At 49.8% G+C, this 24,166-nt stretch carries 18 protein-coding genes and 2 tRNA genes; 9 read left to right on the forward strand and 11 right to left on the reverse strand.

Annotated elements, in window-relative coordinates; all coding sequences use genetic code 11:
* Window positions 1-44: 44 nt before the first annotated feature.
* From ABT56_RS17875 to ABT56_RS17895, 5 genes are all read left to right on the forward strand, one after another.
* Entirely contained in the window at window positions 45-566 is a 522-nt protein-coding gene (locus tag ABT56_RS17875) for a SixA phosphatase family protein (protein WP_047880277.1), read from the forward strand.
* Between the two features lie 144 nt (window positions 567-710).
* Complete coding sequence (locus ABT56_RS17880; protein ID WP_047880278.1) at window positions 711-1,055, forward strand: hypothetical protein; 345 nt, start codon at window positions 711-713, stop codon at window positions 1,053-1,055.
* A 227-nt stretch (window positions 1,056-1,282) separates the two neighbouring features.
* A tRNA-Ser gene (locus tag ABT56_RS17885) sits at window positions 1,283-1,373 on the forward strand.
* A gap of 40 nt (window positions 1,374-1,413) precedes the next feature.
* A tRNA-Asp gene (locus ABT56_RS17890) sits at window positions 1,414-1,490 on the forward strand.
* A gap of 442 nt (window positions 1,491-1,932) precedes the next feature.
* Complete coding sequence (locus tag ABT56_RS17895; RefSeq protein WP_047880279.1) at window positions 1,933-3,060, forward strand: PcfJ domain-containing protein; 1,128 nt, start codon at window positions 1,933-1,935, stop codon at window positions 3,058-3,060.
* A gap of 78 nt (window positions 3,061-3,138) precedes the next feature.
* Here the strand turns inward: ABT56_RS17895 and ABT56_RS17900 are convergent, their stop codons facing one another.
* Window positions 3,139-4,080 carry an NmrA family NAD(P)-binding protein gene (locus ABT56_RS17900; RefSeq protein WP_047880280.1) on the reverse strand — a complete coding sequence of 314 codons (942 nt, stop codon included), beginning with the start codon at window positions 4,078-4,080 and terminating at the stop codon, window positions 3,139-3,141.
* Between the two features lie 136 nt (window positions 4,081-4,216).
* The gene (locus ABT56_RS17905; protein ID WP_047880281.1) at window positions 4,217-5,614 is read right to left on the reverse strand and encodes a Na+/H+ antiporter NhaC family protein; all 1,398 of its coding nucleotides are present in this window, start codon (window positions 5,612-5,614) and stop codon (window positions 4,217-4,219) included.
* Window positions 5,615-5,774: 160 nt separating this feature from the next.
* On the opposite strand from ABT56_RS17905, the gene ABT56_RS17910 reads away from it, so the two are divergent.
* A complete protein-coding gene (locus ABT56_RS17910) occupies window positions 5,775-6,653 on the forward strand; it encodes a helix-turn-helix domain-containing protein (RefSeq protein ID WP_047880282.1) in 879 nt (292 codons plus the stop codon).
* Between the two features lie 245 nt (window positions 6,654-6,898).
* Here ABT56_RS17910 and ABT56_RS17915 read toward each other — a convergent pair whose 3' ends face one another.
* Both ABT56_RS17915 and ABT56_RS17920 read right to left on the reverse strand, forming a co-directional pair.
* Window positions 6,899-7,264 carry a hypothetical protein gene (locus ABT56_RS17915; RefSeq protein WP_047880283.1) on the reverse strand — a complete coding sequence of 122 codons (366 nt, stop codon included), beginning with the start codon at window positions 7,262-7,264 and terminating at the stop codon, window positions 6,899-6,901.
* 244 nt (window positions 7,265-7,508) lie between these two features.
* A complete protein-coding gene (locus ABT56_RS17920) occupies window positions 7,509-10,400 on the reverse strand; it encodes a tetratricopeptide repeat protein (protein ID WP_047880284.1) in 2,892 nt (963 codons plus the stop codon).
* Window positions 10,401-10,867: 467 nt separating this feature from the next.
* Between ABT56_RS17920 and ABT56_RS17925 the strand changes: the two genes are divergently transcribed.
* Complete coding sequence (locus tag ABT56_RS17925) at window positions 10,868-12,478, forward strand: glycoside hydrolase family 3 protein (protein ID WP_047880285.1); 1,611 nt, start codon at window positions 10,868-10,870, stop codon at window positions 12,476-12,478.
* 188 nt (window positions 12,479-12,666) lie between these two features.
* On the forward strand, window positions 12,667-13,269 hold the full coding sequence (locus tag ABT56_RS17930; RefSeq protein WP_047880286.1) for a TetR/AcrR family transcriptional regulator: 603 nt from the start codon (window positions 12,667-12,669) through the stop codon (window positions 13,267-13,269).
* A 29-nt stretch (window positions 13,270-13,298) separates the two neighbouring features.
* Here the strand turns inward: ABT56_RS17930 and ABT56_RS17935 are convergent, their stop codons facing one another.
* Together ABT56_RS17935 and ABT56_RS17940 are read right to left on the reverse strand one after the other, a co-directional pair.
* Window positions 13,299-14,867, reverse strand: a complete 1,569-nt coding sequence (locus tag ABT56_RS17935; RefSeq protein ID WP_047880287.1) for an MFS transporter — start codon at window positions 14,865-14,867, stop codon at window positions 13,299-13,301.
* An 11-nt stretch (window positions 14,868-14,878) separates the two neighbouring features.
* Window positions 14,879-15,886 (reverse strand): HlyD family secretion protein, encoded by a 1,008-nt coding sequence (locus tag ABT56_RS17940; RefSeq protein WP_047880288.1) that lies wholly within the window; start codon window positions 15,884-15,886, stop codon window positions 14,879-14,881.
* Between the two features lie 249 nt (window positions 15,887-16,135).
* Between ABT56_RS17940 and ABT56_RS24030 the strand changes: the two genes are divergently transcribed.
* The gene (locus tag ABT56_RS24030) at window positions 16,136-16,549 is read left to right on the forward strand and encodes a hypothetical protein (protein WP_157037896.1); all 414 of its coding nucleotides are present in this window, start codon (window positions 16,136-16,138) and stop codon (window positions 16,547-16,549) included.
* 12 nt (window positions 16,550-16,561) lie between these two features.
* On the opposite strand, the gene ABT56_RS17945 is transcribed toward ABT56_RS24030, so the two are convergent.
* The 5 genes from ABT56_RS17945 to ABT56_RS17965 all read right to left on the reverse strand — a co-directional run bounded on the left by ABT56_RS17945 (window position 16,562) and on the right by ABT56_RS17965 (window position 24,051).
* Window positions 16,562-17,146, reverse strand: a complete 585-nt coding sequence (locus tag ABT56_RS17945) for a cytochrome b/b6 domain-containing protein (RefSeq protein WP_047880289.1) — start codon at window positions 17,144-17,146, stop codon at window positions 16,562-16,564.
* A 195-nt stretch (window positions 17,147-17,341) separates the two neighbouring features.
* On the reverse strand, window positions 17,342-18,898 hold the full coding sequence (locus ABT56_RS17950; protein WP_047880290.1) for an efflux transporter outer membrane subunit: 1,557 nt from the start codon (window positions 18,896-18,898) through the stop codon (window positions 17,342-17,344).
* Window positions 18,899-18,907: 9 nt separating this feature from the next.
* On the reverse strand, window positions 18,908-21,982 hold the full coding sequence (locus tag ABT56_RS17955; protein WP_047880291.1) for an efflux RND transporter permease subunit: 3,075 nt from the start codon (window positions 21,980-21,982) through the stop codon (window positions 18,908-18,910).
* Window positions 21,983-21,991: 9 nt separating this feature from the next.
* The gene (locus ABT56_RS17960; protein WP_047880292.1) at window positions 21,992-23,077 is read right to left on the reverse strand and encodes an efflux RND transporter periplasmic adaptor subunit; all 1,086 of its coding nucleotides are present in this window, start codon (window positions 23,075-23,077) and stop codon (window positions 21,992-21,994) included.
* 74 nt (window positions 23,078-23,151) lie between these two features.
* Entirely contained in the window at window positions 23,152-24,051 is a 900-nt protein-coding gene (locus ABT56_RS17965; RefSeq protein ID WP_047880333.1) for a LysR family transcriptional regulator, read from the reverse strand.
* Window positions 24,052-24,166: the final 115 nt, after the last annotated feature.

A 24,166-nucleotide genomic window follows, 5' to 3' on the forward strand; every position in this document is an offset into this window, starting at 1 on the left:
AGAACCTGCCAGCCGTATTGGCGTTAAGGTAATAGGGGGGAGCGATGAAGTTATTATTTCTGGTTCGCCATGCAAAGTCGTCGTGGGATGATACCCAGCTTGACGATCATGAACGTCCGCTCAGTAACCGTGGGCTGAAAAATATTCCCAAAATGATCCATCGACTCAACGGCTGGGTACTGGGGCCACAGCTGATTTTGACCAGTACCGCCTTGCGCGCCTCGCAGACGGCGTTTCATTTTTCCGAAGAGCTGGATTGCAAACCCAAGCTGGAAGCGCGCAGCGAGCTCTATACTGAGTCCCCGCTGGAGTTGATGGATGTGATCCACCATGCGCCAGACACCGTCGACAGGCTGATGCTGGTGGGCCATAACCCTGCCGTTACCCAACTTGGGCAAATGTTTGGTTTGGAAGCTGACAATATTCCCACATGCGGTATTGCCGTGTTTCGCTTTGATGCCGATTGTTGGCAGGCGGTCGCAGAATCACAGGGTAAATGTTATTTCTTCGATTATCCCAAGCGTCGTCGTGGGGATGATCTATTGTTGGAAAGTGAAGGCGAATAAACGTATTGCTTAGTAAGGCGAGTGAGCTACGTGGTGGGGACAAATCAAAGAAAGTGTCGATTTGCAACTAACTTATTGTGCTACAAGGGACTTGCTGAACAATTTTAGTTACTATACCACCACAATAATATTGGGTGGAATACTATGAAAATTACCGTTGATGGCGGCTCTTTCAAGGTGGCAATCGAAACTGAATACGAAGGCTTGGTTTGCGAGGCCGAGGCAATTTACAACAAGACGCTAGAGCAGGCAAAATCCAATGATAAGGCCATTTTGCGTTTCCTGCAGATCATCCTTGACCATCGCGACAGTGACGATGCTATCGGTTACGCCGTGCTGGGCTTGCTAGGTTGGTATCATGTTGCGATTAATCCTGTCGCCGATCAGGATATCGAATTGAATCTAGCGAAGATTTTGCCGCACTTGATTAACCCATCGGGCGATCTTACGGCTACCAGCGCGAGTGAGAAAACAACGTTTCTTCATTGATCGCCCAATAATAGCAACCCGGCGTATTATTTTACTGAACAAGCGGGTATGTGTAGAGCCTAATGGTATTTGCCGTTAGGCTTTTTTATTTTGGATTTTTATCAGACGTATGATGCTATTTGGGCGTTGAAATGCACAAATATCAATTTGTTGGGTGATATTTGGACGGTTGGTTTGTTTGGGGGTTTACAACGTTCCCAACACCTATTATTATTCGCCGCACTTACGGAGAGATGGCTGAGTGGTTGAAAGCACCGGTCTTGAAAACCGGCATACGTTTATAGCGTATCTAGGGTTCAAATCCCTATCTCTCCGCCACATTCTAGAAATCGGGTTAAACCGGGTTTCATACAGAATTGGAGCGGTAGTTCAGTTGGTTAGAATACCGGCCTGTCACGCCGGGGGTCGCGGGTTCGAGTCCCGTCCGCTCCGCCACTACAACGAAGCCTCAGCAGAAATGCTGGGGCTTTTTTGTATGTGCTGAATTTAAGTTCGCCCTGCGGTCGAATGAGTCCCGCTGGAGTGCCAGCCCAGCCGCTCCGCCACTACACTGAAGGCTCAGTCGAATGACTGGGCCTTTTTTGTATGTGCTGAATTTAAGTTCGTCCTGCGGTCGAATGAGTCCCGCTGGAGTGCCAGCCCAGCCGATCCGCCACTACACTGAAGGCTCAGTCGAAAGACTGGGCCTTTTTTGTGCCGATCTTTTGCGGTTAGGTATGGTTTTATACCTCAGATTATATTAAATATCACAAGCTTATAATTAGCTTCAGTTATAGCATTTTCTCTATTATCCAGTCAGCGAGAGCTCTATGTATAGTAAGCACTCGCTGATTAGGGTCTATATCAGCGAAAGAACGACAATAGGTAACAACACACGATGAGCACGATGATTACGATTCCAACAACCATGCTTGGTTTCAATTATGATATTGAATTGGATAACTGGCATAACAAGTTGAGTGGTTGCCGTGTCTACCAGTCCGGCGAGCAGGAGCCATTGGATGGTGGGTTGGGGCTGGGTTTGGACTTGCTGTGTGGCAGCCAAGAAGGCCAGCAATGGCTTAGTACGATACCCGCTGACTTGTTGGCAATTACCGACGTTTTCCCTGAGTATCAATACCAGATGTTGTGGTTAGCAGTAAACAGCTCTAGCGCCAGACAAATTCTGGAGTGCAGGCCGCTTTTGCTGGTATTGATTTGCGATAAGTACAATGTCGACAATGAGAAGGCGTTGGAGGTGGCGAATTTGGGACAGCGCGAGATACTGTCTCACTTGGGATTCGATTCATCTAAATCTGCCCTTAAATTCATCGATAAACTGGATCTTACGTATCAGCGCTCCAGTGAGCTGCCTCATGTTATTAAGCAGCTTGATAGCGCATTTTCCCGATTTAAAGTGTTTAAGCATTACCATCGCGTGAATTATAGCGCGTTGGCATTGGATCATACCCATCCATTTTTGACGGGGACCCGTCTTGGTATGGCTATTGCGCATAGCACGCGTCGTGAACGTCGTAATTTGGTGACTTATTTATCTGATACCTTGGCGCTGGGTCTAGCAATTGGTGGAGTTGATCCTGTACTTCGGGTGGAGAGGCTACACAGTGTCGAGCAACTTATCGTATTGCATGATCAGTGGGTGGCGGTACAGCTGGAGCGGCGCTTTGAGGCCATGAAGCCGAAAGATACTGATAAGCCATACCCTGTATGCTTGCCCAATGCAGAAGGGATCCGTCAAATTGTTGATTATGATGACTTGTGCTTGGAAGCCAAGCAGCAGCGTCATTGTATCGCGGTATATCATAATCGTATTGCTGCTGGTCATTATGCGGCATACCGAATGGAAAGCCCAGAACGTATGACGATTGGTATTTTTATCAATAGGAAGAAGGCGTTTCCGTACGAAATATCACAAATTGCAGGCTTTATGAATGCCATTCCTTCTGAGAAAACACGTCAGCGAGTTCATGCGTGGTTTGAGGAATGTAAGCAGCAGGGGCTATAAGTTAATACAGGGGTAGTATTTATCCTTAACAAATAATGGGCCTCGGCAGAAATGTCGAGGCCTCGTATGATGATTCAGCTATTCATCATCAAAAACAAACGCGGGATCAGCAAGGGCTTGCGCGGGTGTCTTGGAAACCGTGTAATCCGGATACAGTTCCGATGCACGAACAGTCTCATCGGTAAACAATGCCAACTTGCCAATCACGTAGATAACATAGTTGATACCCCATCGTTCGCGATCCGTCTCCGCCCCTTTTTTCGCCGTCACAGCATCGCTCGCCGTTAAACGCTGCTCCGTAATAAATTCTGAAGAAAAGTGCTCGTACTCAAACGAATGATCAGGATGAGACTTATGCAGCAAATCCAGCATCTCTGTTTGAGTTAACACGTTAAAATCTAACTGCACACAACGATTTAGCGTACGATCATCGGTGACCGCCAGCGCAGCAATATGCCCGATATCATTGATTTCATGGGTATAGATCGGCAATTCCATGTCACCAAAGGTGGTGATTTTTCGGAAGAAGCGTAAGTTTGGCAAGAAGTAATCAAAAATCCCGCCGGTATAAATGAATGTCCAACCAATGCCAGACTTAAATAGCTTTTCATGAAAGTCTTTCTTCACATCAAACAAGCTACCATCGCCATAATCCAACCCTCTAGTATGAGCGCCAAATTCCGTCGGTACAAAACGTTTCACGCCTGCTTGCAGCGCGGCTTCTAACCAGATGGGTTCAAGGTTTTTGATAACGTTCTGGTCACCCGGCACAGCACAGACTAAGGCATCCGCCCCCTGAATCGCCTGCGCCATGAGATCCTGATCTGCTATGTTGCTCACTGCCACAATGCGCGCGCCTTTTTCGGCAAATTCTTGCAACTTATCCGATAAGCCTGATTGCACGTTACGTGTAATCGCGATGACATCATGACCCAACTTGAGCAAGGTGCGAGTCAACGGTGTACCCACTTGGCCTGTTGCACCAATAATCGCAATGGTCTGTTTTTTAAATTCTGACATCGTGGTATCTCTTTTTGTTGTCTATCTGATAATCAAATTGTAGCGCTCACCAAGGCATAACTTCATGGTGAATGCGTTCAAAAAAATGGTAAATATCGAACCTTTTCATCTATTCCTTTCCGTTCCCCTCCGTACTCTACTGAATCAACTCATTCAGGTATCCCAATACGAAGTAACCGGCGAAGGCTAAGGCTGCCGCCTTAGTCACGATGGGTAGCTGTGTATTAAAATGACGCTCCGGTGTACACGCGGCGGCTGACGCGGCAACAATGACGGAGTCTGAAATAGGTGAACTTTGATCGCCAAAAACAGCGCCTGAAATCACCGCACCAATGACGACAGGAACAGAAAAGTCCATCGATACCGCCATCGGTATCACGATAGGCAGCAGGATACTCACAGTCGCGCCTGAACTCCCTGTTGAGAAAGATATGGCCATCCCCGTTAAGAAAATCATCGCTGGCAAATAAAGCGGCGCCACATTCCCGGAGACTAATTGTGCAATCACCACCCCTGTTCCCAGCGACCCAATCACGCGACTGAATGTGAAAGCCAACAACAAGATACAAACCGCCGGGAAAATCCCCTTTGCCCCTTCCATCACCCACTTCAGGCTATGGCTTAATGGGATACCAGCGGCACGGAACACATACAGGCTGCCGAGTAAAGACACATAGCCGCTACAATAAATGGCCTGACTGATATTGCCTGTGACTGCTGCCATCAATACGATACTGAGCACCAATAAATACAGCGGTGCCATACTCAACCACAAGGAGTGTGCATCCGGGGCATCTAACGAAAAGGGGCTAGGTTCAACCGTATTCAGTTTGTTAATCGGGCTCTTCATATGGGGTGGCTCAGTGATGTGAACTGACACATTAAAGTCATGCTGCAGCAACGCCAATAACGGTACGCTCAACAAGATAAGCAGGGTGTAGAGTTGATAGGGTATGGCGTGCAACACATAGCCAATTGCCGCCCCCTGAATAACCCCTTGATCGATTTGCGCTTGAACAAGACTGGTTAAAAACAGGCCCGCACTGCTGATAGGCAGCAACCAGGCAATGGGTGCGCCGGTACTATTGGCGATAAAGGCAAGCTTTTCCGGTGATATGTCGTATCGCTTGAACAGTGGGCGCCCGACCACACCGACCACCATCATTGAACCGATACCCTCTAAACACATGAGCAAGCCGGCGACAAAAGCCAGCAACTGTGCCTGGGTGCGCCCCTTTATAAGCTGTCGCTTCACAGAGAGAAGATATAGCGCACGGTTAATCCCACCTGATCGTTGCAGCAGGTGAATAATGGCCCCGATCATTAATATAAAGATCAAGCTCTGCACGGTGTCAGGTGAGGCGACCGTCAGCATAAATGTGGTACATGCCTCTTGGATGGCGTCAGCCAAAGAAGGAGCAAGAATGGCTGCCCCCACAACAATACCTGAAAAGATAGCCACGTAAGCCTTGCGGGTAGAAATGGCTAATACAATCGCTAACAGAGGGGGAAATAAAGGAATATACGTGCTCACAACAGCCTCCAGTAATTCGAAGGCTTAGTGTAATCCGATGTACATTTTAGGCATGGTCAAATCAGGCCAAAAGATGGTAAATATCGAACCATCAACGAACAACGGCGGCACATTCGCTGTTATACTTCATGCATTCTGACTATCGAAAGTAGTAAACACCGTGTCTATCCCGAGTATCGCATTTAATCACCAACAATCTCACCATGCGGAATTACAGATCCTGGATCTAACCGAACTTCGCCAACGCACCACCTTACTCCACAACCCAGAGCATCCTCATCGGGTTCAATTCTTTGGCATTCTGTATATCGAGCAAGGTACGGGCCTGCATATGGTGGATTTCAAACAATATGCCTTTCAAGCAGGCTCGGTAATTTTCGTTCAGCGGGAACAAGTCCATAGCTTCGATTTCTCAAACAAACCGAAAGGTAAAATACTGTTATTTACCCAAGCATTTCTGGATCAGGTGCATGCTAATATGCAACTGCCTAACTACACCCCCACGCACTTGAACATTCAGCATTCTCCTTTACTTCAACTCGAGGCTAACGATCAGCAGAAAAGTCTCACATTGCTTCACCAAATGATCGATGAGATTGGTTCGGTACACAGTGATCCGCTCATTGTGATGTATTTCTTCTGTGCCTTTGCACTTTCACTGCACCGCTTACGTCCTGAACTCAAACAAGACAAGCTTTCCCAAGTTATGAGTGTGCGATTTGCCCGTTTCTTTGAATTAATGCAGGCCAATTACCATAAGACGCGTGATGCCAATTGGTATGCGTTACAACTGAACACGACGTATAAAACGCTCAATCATGTGTGCAAATTGGCAACAGGGCTTACTGCAAAACAACTGATCGATGCCTTTAGCATATTAGAAATTAAGCGCCGCTTGGTGGTGGGTAATGTGACCACTTCACAAATCGCCTATGATTTTGGCTTTGAAGATGCAAGCAATTTTGTGAAATATTTTAAGAAGTTGACAGGAACGACACCGAGTCAATTTAGCCTGCATTATAAGAAGCCGATTTTGTAGAATTTTACTTGAATAACATAATTGTATACTTCTTATGTTACCTATAAAAATAAAAAAGCTTTGCCTGGTTATGGATGATTTAAGCATTATTAATAATGTACGCCCATAGGGAATAGTTTAATTGAGTATAGATAAATGATTTGAGTAAGAAGCAGCCCGCTTAATATTACTTATTACAAGTCGTTTTATTTTTGCGAGCTACTTAATTTCTTATTTAAATGATAATAATTGAAGGAGAGGTTTGCTTAGTTTGGCCAGTTTTCACAACCTTTTTTAGACTTGTCGATAACCAAATCACCTTCAATGATGTACTTTTGGTAACCAACAAAGAAAGAGAAAAATTCGAAATCAGCAGTTACATCGGATAGAGCTACGGCACACTTATCACTTTCAATCGCCTTGTCTGATGCTTCCTTGACTGAAGGAATACCTAACGGGAAAATGAAAATAGCTTTAGTATCTTCTCCGACTACTCGTTCGCCACTTACAAAATTACCATTATTTAATTCAACATTTTTAGTTGATGCTAATGTAAAGTCAGCAACACGTTGCGCACAACCTGATAGCAAAATAGATGAAGCTACAGTAAGAGCTAAAACAAATTTATTCATTTTTAATCCAATTAAGTTACAAATATTCAATTGATTCTATTATTGGTGGGTAGAATCGATGATTATTGTATATCAAAGAGGGATTGATATTACATATTCATTTTTAATTAATGATTTATTATTAAAATAAGTTGGACTGTATTATTTATATGCAAGGTTCATGGTGACTTATTTAAAATCTAAGTAAACTGCCAGCCTAAATGGCTGGCAGATTGATGTTGATGAAATAGGGGAGTTACCGCTGCTATAGGGCGTTCATCATTTTTACCTTTTTAGGTTTGAATTTCAGTACAGCAAATTGGTTCGAGTTGAAGCGGACGGCAAAGCGTTCGCCATCGGATCGTGTCAGCACTGTCACGTATCCATCGGTTACTTGCTCTTTGCTTATCTGCGTCCAAGAGAAATTCGCTAAGCTGGCTGGCAAGGCGTAAGGGCGAAAGTATTGACTCCCTAGATTAAACATTGGCCATGCAGTGAGTTTGCCTGTGGCATCAAGCGACAGAGCCATAAAGGCATTTTCAACCAGCGAAAACTGCTTCATCGTTTCTGGGAACGGGTGCTGATCGTTATAAGAACGTTCAGACCAGCAACTGATTTTATTCAGGCTGTCTTTTGAGCAGTAGCCATCGAAATAGCCGTTTGCCATGATGTCTTGATATTTACCGGGTAGTTTATGGCTATAGTATCCGCCTTGATCACCCCAAATATACACACTGCCGTCGGATTTCAGGGCGGCCATGCTCGATACGCCGCCAACAACTTTAGTGACATCACTGGCTACGGCACGCTTTATTCTGAGTTCATCTTCTAGGGTTTTAAATTCTTCGTAGTTATTGGCTGCCGGTATTATCAGCCCCCCGCCATTATAGGCCCCGCCAAAACTAACAATCTCGCCATTGTTCAGCAATAGACTGGTTGCGGAGTGGCTGGTAGCGACGTCTTTGATCCCGTGTTGGTAAGCCGAGATAATGACATCTTGAGGCGGCTGGCAGAATTGATTGGTGCGAGAGAACAATAGCAAGCCGTTGCCGGTTGATTTTTGCAGGGCAAATCCGCAATGGGTTGGCCATACCTGCTCAACATTGGCTTTGAAATGTGGCAGCAAGTACTCATGGGGCTGTAGGTTATCGCTAAAGGTGACAGAACCGTCAGCAAAAAGCTGCAGTTTATACTCATTGCGAGAGTCATTTTGCTTGAAGTACTTTACAGGGTTCTTGCTCGTGGCCCGCGAGTAACAGTAACCGTATTCTGTGTCATCGCAATACTTGCCGTCTTTGTCGACAGCGATGTTGCCGGTGCCAAATTTTGCCATCCATTGTGTTGCCTCACTGTCCCCCTGGTTTTCGGCTTGCCCATACCAATAGCGGGCATAGGCTGCAGCGGTGAGTGTCTGCTTGTTTTCAAACAGGCTCCCGATAGCTTTTTGGCTATTGATATCACCGTGAGCTGCCGCCTCTAATGTCCAAACATCAGCCTGCTGGGTTTGATGCTCTGCCGTGTAGTAGGCTGCAAGTCGTAGCATTGCCGGGATATGGTTGAGGCTGGCGGACAGTTTCAGCATCTCAATAGCGGCAGGTGTCTGGTCTTTGGCTGCATCATCGTTTACCTGATGCTGGCTTGCTGGGGTGATCAGCGGGTCATTGATCTTGTCGAGAATCGTGATGGCTTTGTCGTAAATCGCATATTTATTCTGCTCTTCTAGCGCTAAGGCAAAATAATGGGCGGCTTTGACGTGATCTTTCGGGATCCCGAGTTCCCCGCTATAGAGGCGGTATAGATGATAATAGGTATCCCTTCCAACGTATTGCTCTTGCTCGGCCTGTAGCGACAAACGTAGGGCTTGCGAGTAGTCCTTTTCTTCAAAAGCCAATTTGGCTAGGAGTTGGGCGGCGCCTGGCTCACTGTCGTTTTGCATCTCACGCAATAACGTCAGCCCTTTCTCTTTGTCATTTGGTCCGGTTTTACCATCAAGGTAGAGCTCGGCAAGAGCCAGCTTGGCGGCATATTCGCCGTGGGAAATTGCTGATTTGTAGAGTGAAATGGCACGGTCGATCTTGTTGTGGTTGTCCGGGCCTTCGGCATAGATTTGCCCCATTAGGAAGAGGGCATAAGGATGCTCTTGGCGTACCATCTTGGCGATTGAGCGGTTGATACAATCTTGGGGTACGTTGGGGAAGTAGGCTTCTTTGCATAGCCATGCTGAGGTTATATCGGAGGTGATCCGGCCCCATTTGGCGGCGGCGCTGTAGTCGATAGGAATGCCGTAAGAGCCGAATAGGTAAGATTGCGCCAGTCGGGCGCGTGTCTTTTCAAAATCCTTTTGGGCGGCGATCCACAGGTAGTGTCCGGCCTTTTCCTTTTTGGTGCCCGGTATTTCTTCCTGTTGGTGTAGGTAGAAGGCGAAATTAGCTGACTTTTCATCACCTAAATCAGCGCTTAACTCGTATAAATGCAGGGCTTTTTCTTTATCTACTGGGCCGCCTTGGCCGTTGTAATTCAGAATCGCAAGGGTTGCAGCGCTCCATTTGGAATGCTGTTTCACGCTATCTAACAGACTGCGAACCTGAACCCAATCAGTATTCTCCGAGCCAATAAGATTACTGGCAAGTTTGATGATCGCGCCGTCATGGCCTTTTGTTGCCGCTTGCTGGAAAAGTTGCTGGCTTTTGGCTGCATCTTCGTCGAGGTACTGGCCGTTACGATACAGCAGTGCGAGTTGGTACTGTGCCTCTGCGCGTAGCTGTTCGCAGTCGTCAGATGGTTTTTCGCTGCATTGAGCGTTACTTAATTCATTGAGCAGTTTGATCAGTTTTTGTTTTACGTCATCCCCGCTTCGCGTTGCGGCATGAAGGTAAATTTCCAGTGCTTTCTTGTTGTCCTTAGGAACATATAACCCTTGTTGGTAATAGTCACCCAACTCGGCATACAGGGTCAGGTTGGCATATTCCGAGCGGCCATTAAGCATGCGAATCAAGCTCTCTTGGCCTTTTTCGGATCCATTTTGCGCTGCCAGTCGGTACCACTCGATGGCTTTTAGCTGGTCTTTTGAGGTGAACCGGGCATTTTCGTACAAGGTACCGAGGTAATACTGTAACTCTGTATTGCCACTTTTGGCATTATCAATAAGCTGAGCCATATAATCAGCCCGTGTTTCTCTTTGTAATAGCAAGTCATATTGAGAGGGGGTAGGCACACTGCTACAGGCATTAAGGAATAGACCTGCCATACAGAGGAAAGACGCTTTTTTCACCGTAAATTACCGAAAAATAAGGGTTTAATAGTGGGTCATTATATGCGAATCGGGATGTGGCGGCTACTTGTCGGTATATTATTCTGCCGCTATAGACGCGATAATCTGAGTATTCGCCTAGATCGGAATTTGGGCTGGGATAATGTTTTTTTTGCTGTTAGTTGCGAGTGTTGTCACGCTTGCTTTATTCTGCGACGAGAGTTAACTCACAAAAAAACCTTTTTAGATACCTATATTAAAAGGTTATCAATACCCGTAGAGTTTGGTGTATATTTTTCATTTTGGCTTTAATTTGTTGAATTAAATAGAATTATTCCATTGTAGTATGAGAGCCTTAGTGCCAAGGAGTTATTATGATCGGTCAAACGGTCGTCAATGAGCATGTAGCCAATTGGAGCTTGAAGGAAAAGGTCGGCCAGCTGTTTATCTTGGCCTTTCCAGGCAAGTCGGCTGATGCTGCCGAGCAAATGATCGCCGAGTATAACCTCGGAGGGTGTTACCTTAGTCAGGATAATGCCGAGACATTTGCAGAGGCACGGGCGTTAAACCAGTCGTTGGATCAGATCTTGGAAAAGCACAACCGACTGCCATTACTGCTTGGTGTCGATCAGGAAGGTGCATGGGGCGTGTTGGTGGGTGAATCCAACACCGGGCCGGGCAATTTGGCATTGGGAGTACCTGATAACGTGCAGGGAACCTCAAGGATGTACCGGGTGATTGGCGAGGAAATGCGATCGGCGGGCTTCAACTGCATTCTTGGCCCTTGCTGTGATGTGAACTTTAATCCGGCATCGCCGATTATCGATACCCGTTCATTTGGTGATCAGCCTGCAAAGGTGAGTGCTCACTGTGCGGCGGCCGTTAGCGGCCTGCATGACGGTGGTATCGTTGCCTGTGCCAAGCATTTTCCTGGTCACGGTGACACTCAAGGTGACAGCCATCGCGAGATCCCGCAGGTTGATAAATCGTATGATGAGCTGAGGGCCAACGATTTGGCTCCGTTTGCGGCGGCCATCGACGCCAGTGTGGATATGGTTATGACCAGCCATATCCTATATCCGCAGTTGGATCCTACATCGCCAGCAACGTTGTCGTCGGAGATTATTGAGAAGGTATTACATCAAGACTTGGGTTTTGATGGCATTATTATCTCCGATAGCATGAACATGGGCGCTATTCAGCACCATTATGATGCCGTTGATGCGGCAGTTCAGGCTCTGGCGGCGGGGGTGACCATGATTATGCTGTCGGAAGAGCATTATGATCATTCGTTGGCCTACTTCGATAAGCAAGTGGCAATGATTCAAGGCGTTGTTGCTGCCGTTGAACAAGGGCGGTTGGATGAGTCAGTGATTGACGAAGCGGTGAAGCGAGTGGTGCGCTTTAAGTACGATAAGCTCGAGCCGCAGATCCGCTATCAAGATGTCGATTTGGTGCAGAACCGCACCATTGCCCTGCAGGCAGCTGCCGAAGGGGTAACCTGGGTGCGCGGTGGGTTGGATGAACTGCAGGAGAAGCCGCTCTATTTGCTCAATGCAACCCCCGATTCGAGTTACCATAATCTTGTTAACCCAAGGGGGATTGGTCCGAATCAGGCTGAATCAGCATACAGCCGCTTTGCTCAGGAGCTGAAGTCTCTTCACCCAGATTGCCGAGAAGTGACCGTTGCAGGACTGCCATGTGCCGATGATGGCAACATTATTGTTGTGACCGAAAACTACCCGTTGCCCGGGGAGGATTTCGAACAGTCTGCCGCACAGGAGCTGGTGGCGCAGCTAAGCGGGGATTATCGCGATTTGATCATTGTTGCCTTGCGTAGCCCATATGATCTTTTGGCCTATCCTGATGCGAGACACTACCTGTGCGCTCATTCATCACGAATTGAGAGTGCCGAGGTGACGGCGCAGATCCTGATGGGGCAATGCGAGCCCGGCTACGGAACGGCAGTGAGCCAAGTTAGCTAATAGAAAGATAAGATAGCGATGTCAGGCACTTGTTTGACATCGCTATTTATTTACTCATAATCGTACCATACGGTACGGTGTTATTTCTTTTGGCTGGTATTCGAATACTGCACGGCCTGTGACGATTTTCCGCCTACCACCTACCATGCAGACACGCAGTCTGGCGAAACCAGAGAAAGGATTTGGCAATGCGTCCCTCGACGATAGAAAAACAACAGAAAATAATCGAAATTGCCACGGCATTGTTCTTGGAGCAGGGTTATAAAGATACCTCCCTTGATCAAATTGTGGCGCTAACAGGGGGCTCGAAGCAGACCCTTTACCGTTATTTTTCCAACAAGGAAGGCTTGTTTAAAGCGGTGTTGGTGGAGAAAACCAAGTCGGTCGATCCGATTTTTGATTTTTGTGGCAAGCACGGCCAGTCAGTCAGGGAGAGTCTTCAGCAGTTTGGTCATGCGTACCTGCACCTGATTTGTGGCAATCCGATATTGGGGCTGTTTCGCATTGTTTCGAATGATTTTTACTGCAACGAAGAGTTCAGTCAGCTGTTTTGGCAAAATGGCCCGCGTCGGGCGCATGCTTATTTGGTGAACTATCTTGAGCAGGATGTGGTGCAGGCCCAGCTTTCGATTAGGGATCCGGCTTTGGCCTGCTCGCAGCTGCTTGGGTTGATCCGGCAGGATTACCATAGTCAGGCGATGCTAGGGTGCGAGTTACCGCCTGATGAGGTGCTCGCACCACATATTGATACCTGTATCGATGCCTTCTTCATGCTCTATCAGCGCCGATGAAAATACCGCCGCCACCATTCGTTGGGTGATTAATGCTGGCGGGCGGCGATCTTTTTGCCTATCAGCAGGATAGGTGTCAGCATGCCAATAGCGACAATGAAGCACAGCAAGGCATTGCTCATCGTCATGGTGGCGACTTCGGTTTTCAATAGCTGGCTGAGCTGCGATGCTCCCAACTGTTGAGAGGCGAATGTGCCTTGGTTGAGCAACGCTTGGGAGATCCCTGTTTCAAACTGTACCAAGCTCTCGCTGCCTTTTTCGATAACCCGGGAGAATTCGGTCATTGACTGGGCGGTTTTGACTTGAATGATTCGGGAAAACACGGCCGACCCCAATAAACTGCCTAGGGTTCGGAAGAAGTAGAACAGAGCGATCCCTTCTGGCCGGTGGTCAGGTTTTAAGTGGGCGAACATCAAGATAGTGACCGACACGTTCAGTAGCCCGACACCAAGACCCCGTAGACTTAGTGGCAGGATAACTTGCTCGCTTCCAGCATTACTCGGAAGCCCGCTGAGCTGGTAGACCGAGACAAGAATTAACAGTACCCCAAGCGGCGTTATGGCATCGGCAGGGAGCTTGCGCTGGTTGACCCCGAGCAGACTAATCACCATGCCTATCAGCATGGCGGCAAATGACGGGATCTGCACCCACCCGGCATTGGTGGCATTGTAGTGCATGACCTGACCCAGAAAACCACCCACCAGTATTCCGCTCGCCATGACGGCAAAGCCTGCCAGAAAACCGTTATAGAAAAAGACATTGGTTTTTATATTCTGTATGACTTTTTGAGTTGCAGTTGCAGTTGCAGTTGCAGTTGCAGTTGCAGTTGCAGTTGCAGTTGCAGTTGCGGTGGATGCTGGCCACATAACGATGATGGCCGCCCCAAGCAGGAACAGAGTGACGATCAGCCATTGTGAGAAGGCTGGGAAGTCAAACCAATTGTAGTGGCTACCGCGCATCAGTAGAAATACCAGCCCGGCGCAGCCGCTACTTAGCAAGGTATAGCCCATCCATGATGACTTGCGTTCGTTCGACCATTGGGGTGGGGCAAATGGGAACAACAACGCGACAAGAAGCAAAATGCCATAGCAGCACACTTGGAAAGCAATAACGACCTGCCAGTTGATATTGTCGATAACTGCTGCGAGTAGCCATGGGTAGAAGCCCATTGGCAGCAAGGTGGAAAAGACTAGCCCGAGTCCGGTAATTAGGGTCATGGCTCTGTAACGGCACTGTGCCAGCAGCAAAATGTTGGTTGAAACCAGTAGCATGCTCATGCCAAGGCCGTTAATGATCCATCCTTGCAGGTGCACCCAGGGGTGGTGGTTGATCAGCAGTAGAAGGTTGGCGGCAAGAGGCAGGATGATCGCCATATTGAATGTTGCCCTGTACCCCCAACGCCGCAATGTCAGAGGAGTGATGAGCAACCCAATGAGCTGGGCTGCCATAAAGCCGATATTCAGTAGGCTGGACTCATCAACGGACAAGCCGAGATCGGCTGCGATATTAGGCGTTCCTGTACTGAAAATCGCCGATGAGAGACCGAACGGTAACAGGGCCAAAATGACGAAAACAATGAGTTTGCGGTATGTGTGCATGCTGGTGTCTCTTAGGCTTGTGAAGCCACAGTTACCGTCGCGGACAGGCCCGGATAGATTTTGCCCTTAAGGCTATCGGGGATCGTCAGGTTGATCTTGACCGGAACGCGCTGGACAACTTTGACGAAATTGCCGGTAGCATTTTGGGGTGGTAGCAAACTGAATTGAGCCCCAGTGGCTGGGGTGATTGACTCTACGCTTCCCGTGAGCACCGTATCGGGATACATATCAAGCACGATATCGACAGTTTGACCCGGTTCGATATCTTTTAGTTGGGTTTCTTTGAAGTTGGCATCTACCCAGATTGTGTCTGGCACCATGGTGATCAGTCCCATCCCCGGTTGCACAAACTTTCCTTTTTGCACTTGGCGGTTGGCAATGTAGCCCGATACAGGGGCTTTTATTACCGTGCGTTCAAGGGCAATTTCACTCAGATTCAGTTTTGACTGTGCCTGTTGATATTGAGCTTGGAGTTGATCGCGCTCGCTAAGCAGGGTGTCATAGTTTTTTTGCTGGGCTTTGAGTGTCAGTTTGGCACTATCCAAACGGGCTTTGGCCTCGATCATTTTGGTGTGCTGAGTATCGTATTGGGTTTTGCTGATCATCGACTTGGCGATAAGCTGCTTATAACGAGCAAGCTCGGTGTGTTGAAGGTCATAATTGGCGTTGGCACTGTCTATCTGAGATTGGGCTTGGGCTATATTGACTAATTGAAGTGACAAACGAGAGTCATTGTTTGTCAATGCGGCCTGGGCAACAGCAAGGGCTGATTTGGCGATAGACAGGTTGGCCTGATAGTCCGTATCGTCAATGGCAAAGAGAGCGTCGCCTTGGTTGACACGCTGGTTGTCAGTCACATAAACAGCGGATACTTGCCCGCCAACTTCAGGTGAGATGGCCGTAATGTCTGCCTTGATATAGGCATTATCGGTACTTATCGTGTTATGTGAGCGAATATAACCAATCCCTGCCATCGATATTGCGGTGAGCAGTACCAGTGCTGTGATTTTCTTTTTCATCGTTATTTCCTGTTTGGCAGCGAGAGTCGTGCTTTTTAAAGAAATGGTACTGTACGGTACAGTTTCTTTTTGGGCAAGGAATTTTACGTGTCAAAAAACGCATGGATACTTTGGAAGTGACGCCGTAGCCGTTGAATGGCATGTTTTTATTTATCTTAATCAGATGTTTAATTTCATATTTCTCACGAAGGGATGCAGGATGAACGCTTGATATTTCTATGGCAGAAAAGAGTGAGAAGCTGATGAGAATTGGCAGTTGATATTGGCTCGTTATTAATGTGGTGTGTGATTTTTGCGCAGTTTGTCGAAAATTGGAGTGATCAAAGTCATCGATTTTTGTCAAAGTGGTGTAGCTTACGAAGAGCTGAAACAAACAAGAGCGGTGAAATGGGATTTTTGGTAATGCCTTTTGGCTTAGTGTTGACCGTCATTGGGATGATTACGCACACGCTGAACTATTCGTTTGGTTGGGTTCCTTTAGTGGTAGGTGTGACGATCATTTTGTCGAGATGGCTGTCAGTCTCTAGTAAAAAAATCGTAAGACGGCGGTATAGTCGCACATCTTTGCATACTGACTCGTCATACTATGGCGAGTCAGGTAGTCATGATTATTTTAGTGATAGCGATGGTGGTGATAGTGGAGGGGGTGGTGATGGCGACTAGGCACTGGGGTGGTTAATTTGTTTTCCGCCACCAATTGATGAGATGGAGCATGGCAAACGCAAAGTGCCCGTAGAAATACAGCTCGATGGCACCCACACTGGTTTTGTGTATCTTTAGTAAGGTGGGCGCGATGTCGAAATGATTGTTGATGGCGACAAACCATAATGATCCGGTAACCACGGCTAGCAGTAACGCGAGCAAACCAAGGCCCTCGACCGTTGCCGCGAGTCCCCCTGCACTGGGCTCTGGTAATTGTCGGCCTAGCAGGGTTCGGCAATCAGTGTTGAGCTGTGTCCAGTTGCCGTGCAGCCATGGGTAGAGATCGGCGGTTTTCCTGCGGTGAAGCACCAAAGTAAAAAATAGTATGGCGAAGATAAAGAGTCCCAGCCCGCCATAGATATGAAGATTATCAATGAGCGTTATTTGCGAGAGCAACGTATCGCCATGCACATGCATGCCAAATGATGTAGCCAGCTGCCAGACGACCCAAAGGACAATTAGCAGGTGGAATAGCTTTTCGGTTTTGGGCAAATTGAAAAAGAGATAGGAGAGGCCGGAATGGGCTTTTTTGATCGTTTGCTTGGACTGTTGTGCCATGGGAATTTACCGTTTTGATACAGTCAACTGAAAGTCGTTGAGTTTCGCCAGTATAGTGAGTGTTGGTTGTTGCGACGATTAAGCGCTGGCAATACGAATAATCATGCCTGTAAAGTATAGTGGCCGCTCATTTTACAGCCGATGAATCGCCGTAGGCTGGAAGGATGCCGCACAGGTGTTGTGCGGCATTTCTGCTTATATTTGCCAGTCACCCCCTAGGGCCTTGTAAACCGCGACGGTTGCCTGAGCTGTTTGAAGCTTGGCTGCGATCTGGCGATCTTCCATCATACGTTGCTGGCGCTGGGCATCGAGTACGGCAAGGTGATCAATAAGCCCCGCTTGGTAGAGGGACTTGGCCTTGGCGAGAGCCTGCGTGCTGGACTTGAGCGCAGCGTCTAGCTGGTGTTGGTTAGCTTGGCTTCGACCATAGGTGAAAAGTGTTGTATCTACCTCGGCAATAGCGGCGTTGACGGTTTGCTCATAGCCGAGTGCCGCCCCTTTGAAGCGGGCCTCGTTGATTGCTTCAAGGGCTTTCCCGCGGCCGCCGTCGAATAGGTTCCAGCTGACCCCGGCACTGCCCACCCAGCCGAAAGAATCGCTACTGAACAAATCGTCAAAACTGCCCGCCGAGATCCCCGGGGCCCCGGTGAGGAAGAATTTCGGATAGCGGTTGGCGACACTGGCAGCCCACTCTTCGTTGATGGCGGCCATCTCCCGTTCAGCAATCTGGATATCTGGCCGTCGTGTTAGTAGATCGGACGGTAAACCGACCGGAATTGCACTGTTGAGCTCGGGCAGAGGCTGCTTATCCTCTAGCCGCTGCTCAATGTCGGAAAGGGATTCCCCCAGTAGCAATGCCAGCCGATGCTTGTGGACCTGAGCGGCAATATCCAACTGCGGCAGGATCGACTGGGAAGCCGCCAGCATGGCGTTGGCTTGAGCCAAGTCAAGATCGGAACCGTAACCGCTTGCGACGACTTTTTCGACGAGAGCCAACGTTTTGCGTTGATCCGCAATGTTCTCTTCGGCCAGCTGTTTTCTTGCCTGTGCCCCCCTGTACTGGATGTAGTTATGGATGAGATCGGCCGTCAGCAAGGTAGTCAAACCGGTCCGGTAAATTTCAGCTTGATCTCGGCGGATGGTAGCGGCGTTGCTCTGCCTGTCGATTCGGCCGAATAGATCCAGCTCCCAGGCGATTCCGGCCCCGAGGAAGACGCCGTCGTGCTGGTTGTCGAGCAAGGTGGTATTGCCAATTTGTGGCGGTAACCCCGGTGACAGATCCCCGAGAGGGTTCAGCGCCGGCCCGAGCAGCGAGTCGTTTTTGCTCAGTTGGTAGTTCACATAGCCGCCACCGATATTGACGCTTGGCACTTTGAATGATTCTACCGCTTGCTTGTAGTTATCGGCGATCTGGATTCGCTGGGCGGCGATCTGCAAGGTCAGGTTTTGGTTCTGCATATCGGTGATCAGTCTGTTCAGGGTTGGGTCCTGATAGTGGTTCCACCAGTGCGCAGGCAAGGTCGCCTTATTGACCGTGGCCGATTTGGTTAGCACTGCTCCTGTTAAATGGCCTCCTTTGGGCACAGCCTGTACCGAGGCGTCGTTTTTATCAGGGCTGGCGTAGAGATAGGTATCAGCCATTGTCATGGTCGGCGTCTGGTATTCCGGCCCCACGGCACAACCGCTTATTGCCAGAGTCAGCGCAATAGCGAGGTTAAGACGGCCTGTTGCTGGGATGTTGGGAGTTGTCATGGCGCTCTCCTAGGCAGTGTGAGTGGGTGGTTGGGGCAGGTGGTCTGTACTATCGTTTCTGGCCCCTTTGGGCGTGCGATAGGCCAGCCGGTAGAGAGCCGGCATGACGAAAAGCGATAGCACGGTTGCCGCCGCCAAGCCGCCGATGATAGTGGCCGCCATCTGATCGAATAGCAGATCGGTCAGCAAGGGGATCATGCCGAGGGCCGTGGTCAGGGCTCCCATCGAAATCGCCATTGTCCGGTTCAGCGTTGCGGTTTTGATTGCTTGGTCCAAGGACTGCCCCTGCCGGCGTTCCAACTCAATTTGATCCATCAGAACGATGCCGTTTTTGATGATCATCCCTGTCAGGGTGATTGCGCCAATGAGGGCCATGAAACCGAAAGGTTTGCCAAAACCCAGTAGGGCAAAGGTTGCCCCGGTCGCGGCCAGTGGCAAGGTGGCCAGGATGATCATAGGCTGTTTGAAGCCATTGAACATGGCGACAAGAATGATCACCATCAGCAGCATGGCTTTTGGCAACTGGTCGAAAATATCCACCACGGCTTTGTGTTCGTCATAGTATTCGCCGCCCCATTCCATATGGTATCCCGCTGGTAATGGTATCGCCTCGATATCAGCCTTGATGGCGTTGCGCACTCTGGCGGGGGTACTTGAACGGTCGACCCCTGCCTGGGCGGTCATTGTTCTGACTCTGTCGCGGCGCCAGATCATGCTTTCCTCGGGATGTAGCTCAAACCCGTCGACAACCTGCCCGAGCGGGACTGTGTGCAACCCCAGCAGCGATTTGACCGGCAGGGTTTCGAGTGAGGCCATGCTCTGTTCGGCCGCTCGAAGCTGGATAGGGATCAGCTCATCGTTGAGGTTCATTTGTCCTAGCGGCATGCCGCTTGATGCGCGTCGCATGGCAAAGGCAATATCAGCCCGGTTGATACCCGCCCGGCGGGCCTTGTCCTGATTGATAACGGGGAGCAGTACCTTGCTCTGTTGACGCCAGTCATCACGGACATACTTGGTCTCTGGATGGGCGGCCATGATTGTTTTGGCCTGATCGGCCAACCGGTGCAGGACAACGGGGTCGGGGCCGGAGAAGCGGACCTCGACGGCGAATTTGTCCGAGGTGGCCAGCTTCAATGCTCGGAAGCGCGGTTGGGCATCGGGGAAATGCGTGGCCAGCCAGCTGTCGCCACGGGCAATTAGCGGGGTGATACTGGCATAGCCTTGGGTATTGATCAGGATTTGGCCGTAAGCCGGGTCAATAGGCTCGGGCTCTACGGTGACGGAGAAGCGGGGTACACTGGCACCGACGGCCGAAGAAATGCTGCTCACTTCGGGCTGTTCGAGTAGCCAGTCTTCTATTTTTTTCATGTCCGCCGACGTTTGCTCTATTTTGGCACCATTAGGCAGCCAGTAATCGAGGAAGATGATGGCCCTGTCTGACTGGGGGATGAAATTGACGGCTACATACGGGACGGCGATGGCTGTTACCAGCACCAGCGGGATCAGGCTGCATAGCGTTTTGATTGGATTGTCGACCGTCCAGTTGACTAGTTGCTTGTAGTAGCTGTCTTTGGCGGCGTGATTGGCCGTTGTCGGGCGAATAAACAGCCAGCACATCAATGCGGTAACTGTCATTGCCACCAGCCACGATAGCAGCAGTGACGAGGCAATGATCAGAAAGACCGAGCTTGAAAACTCAGCCGCGTCGGTTTTCGAAAAGAGAACCGGGCTGGCCCCCATGATGGCAATGACTGTTGCCCCGAGCAAAGGTATCGCGGTCTCCTTGACGGAATCGACGGCGGCCTTGGTACGTTCAATGCCCTGATTGAGCTTGACGGCAATCATGTCGGTGATGACGATGGCATTGTCAACCAGCATGCCGAGCGCCAGGATGAAGGTTCCCAGAGAGACCCGGTGCAGGTCGATACCGGCAATGTTCATGTAGATCAGTGTTAGCAATATGGTCAGTAATAGGCTGGATCCGACAATGGCCGCACTCTTGAATCCCATGAAGATCAGCAATACAACGAAGACAATCGCGACACTTTCGAGCAGGTTGCCAACAAAGTTGTCGATGGCTTTTTGTACTTCCTCGGGTTGGTAGGCGACGGTGGAGATATTGACGCCGAGCGGCAGCTTGGCCTCATACTGGTTAATGATGCCGTGGATCGTATCACCGAGGGAGACAACATTGATCCCCTCAACCGGGCTCACGGCCAACGTTACCGCCGGTTCGCCGTTGTAGCGGTTTTCCGTCAATGCCGGTGTTTGATAGCCCATTGTCACGTCGGCGATGTCACCCAAACGGATCAGGCCGCTGCCCAGTTCGCTGATCCCGCTTTTGATTACGAGGTTTCGAATATCATCGAGCGATCGCAACTCGCCACTTTGCTGGATACGGATCCGTTCGCGTCCGGCTTCGAACAGGCCAGCATCAAAGGTCATATTCTGGGTGCTGAGCTGATGCCAGACCTGGGCCGTGGAAAGCCCATACTGGGCGAGGCGCTCATCAGGCATGTCGATATAGACGGTGCGGGGTTGAACCCCGTGCAGTTCGATTTTCTTAATTCCCTTGACGGTTTTCAGCTGCCGCTGGAGATCTTCGGCATAGCGGCGTAGCTGCTCGGGGCTGGCATCTCGGCTGTGGATTGAAAATAACATCCCGTAGACTTCGGAAAACTCATCTTGGACGATGCTGATTTGCGCGCTGGCCGGTAGGCTGAGTTTGACATCGTTGACCTTGCGGCGCAGCAAATCCCATTGCTGAGGTAGCTTGGCTGAGTTGAGGCTCTCTTTGAGATCAACGAAAACCATCGAAATGCCAGGGCGCGATAGCGAGCGGAGCCGATTGAGCTCCCCCATTTCCTGCAATTTGGTTTCAATGGTATCGGTGACTTGCTGTTCGACTTCTTCGGCAGATGCGCCGGGGTACAGGGTGACGACGACGGCGGTTTTGACCGTGAAGCTGGGATCTTCCAGTTTTCCGAGATCATAGTAGGCGTAGAGTCCAGCGATAATGCTGAGTACGGTAAAGAACAGGACAAAGGTACGTTGACGGATAGCAAATTCAGCGAGATTGATCATGATACCTCCTTAATCCTGACGAACTTGCAGCTGCGTGGCCGGATCGCCGTCTTTGAGATAGTGGCTGCCACTGACGACGACATAGTCGCCTTCCTGCAACTCGCCGTAGACACAGGCTTGGTATGCATCAACCGCCTGCAGGCTCACGGGCGTTCGGACGATAAGGCTGTCGCGGATCCGGTTGATATGCAGCTCGGCCTTACTGCCAACCAAGGCTGAATACGGCAGGCAGTAGGCATTGCTATGGTGGTTCAATGCAGTGCTGACGGTCACAGCCTTGCCGCTGAACAATGAGTCATTGGTTTCGGCTACTGCCAAGGTCACGGTATAGGTCTGCTTGATGGGGTGGGGCTGGGCGGCGATTTCCGATACGCTGGCGGGAATTGGCCGCGTGGCGTTGTACCAATTGATAGCGGCTTTCTGGCCCAGGCTGAAATGCTCAATGAGGTTTTCGGGGACGTCGATATCCACATCGAGGATTGAGGTATCTTGCAGGATCAGAACCGGAGCCCCTGAGAGGATCTGTTCATGGGCCTCGATATTGATATGGCCCATGATGCCGGAGAACGGGGCTCGAAGCTCAGTGTAGCGCAGGGCATCCGTGGCCCGCTGGATATTTTTCTCGACAACCTTGATGGCTGACAGGCTACGTTCGTAGCCACTGATCGCCCGGTCAAGATTCACCTTGGCAATGGCATCGTCTTGGGTTGCCTGCCGGACTCGCCGCAGTTCTGCATTGGCGAGCTTATGGGCCGATTGGGCCTCAAGCATTTTTGCATTGAGCTCGTCGAGCACCACTTGGTAGTCATGGGGATCGAGCCGGGCGACAACATCCCCTTTCTGGACCTTATCCCCTTTTTTGACCAAGAGCTGCTGCACGGTTCCCGGCACTCGGAAGGCCAGTGCCGCGCTGTCTTTTGCATGGACAATGCCGCTGAAGTGCTTGTTGCTGTAGCTTGTCGCCGATTTGAGTTCGATGACCTCGAGGGGGCGTGATGCCGGTGATGGCGATTTGGGGGCGGTTTGTTGCTGATTACACCCAACCAGCAGGGGGGCTATCGCAATGGCGATGGCACACTGAGTGAAAGCGTTCATAAGATGACTCCATTTTTGGGGCCATCTTATAATTGAATGCTGTTCAGATAATTAGCCGTTTATCAGACTGACTGTCATGAATACTGAGACAATTGGCTTAGCTTGGGCACTTCGTCAAGCAGGTGCTCAATGAGCAGCCTGCTGGCATGATTGAGGGTTTTGGGTTGCGGGTAGAGCAGGTAGCTGTTTTCTGCTTGAGGCTGGTACTGTTCCAGCAAGGTGACTAATTCGCCGCGCTGGATCTCAGTGTGGACCAGCAGGGTCGGCAGAAAGCTAATACCCCGGTGGTTGACGGAGGCTTGTTTGATAAAGCCGACGATATTGGCAATAAGTTTGGGGGCCATGGTGATGCTGCCGTCTTTGAAATGCCAGATATTTTCGATACCGCCGCTAGGCCAGCGAAAGCAGATACATTGGTGGTGGGCAAGATCGTCGAGGGTCTCCGGGATACCGTGTTGGCGAAGGTATTGGGGGGAGGCGACAAGGCAGCGATCCAGTTTGATCAGGGGTCTGGCGACCAGATCGGAGTCGATCAGCCTGCCGCTGTGAACTGCAATGTCCAGCCCGTATTGGAACATGTCGGCGAAGCCGTTGTTGATGGTGCGAAGATCCAACTCTACATCGGGATATTTGTCTTGGAAAGCGAACAAAATTGGTTGGAGCAACTCGTGGGCTTCCGCCAGCAATCCTAATTTTATCCGCCCGCGGACATTGTGTACGGTACCGGAAAGCTGTTGGTTGGCCGTATCGAGGATTGCCAGTGCCTTGAGGACATCGCGGTAGTAGCTCTCCCCCTTATTGGTCAGCGAAAGGCGACGGGTCGTACGGTGGAACAATTGGGCATTGAGTTTGTGTTCCAGTTCGTTGATCCGCCTGCTGACATTGGCACGGGGCAGGTCATGGGCATTGGCGGCGGCAGTAAAGCTACCGAGTTCGACAATTTTGACGAACAGTTTGAGGTCATCGACTTTCACACTGTGGCCTGTGGTGAGTTCTGGGGAAAAACAGCATACGCGATGAAGGCTGGTGCCGGCATTGATATTGAGCAAGATGGGCGATGGCGTGTAAGTGGGCGATTGCCGCCCGAGC

The organism is Photobacterium aquae (genome assembly GCF_001029445.1).
GTDB lineage: Bacteria > Pseudomonadota > Gammaproteobacteria > Enterobacterales > Vibrionaceae > Photobacterium > Photobacterium aquae.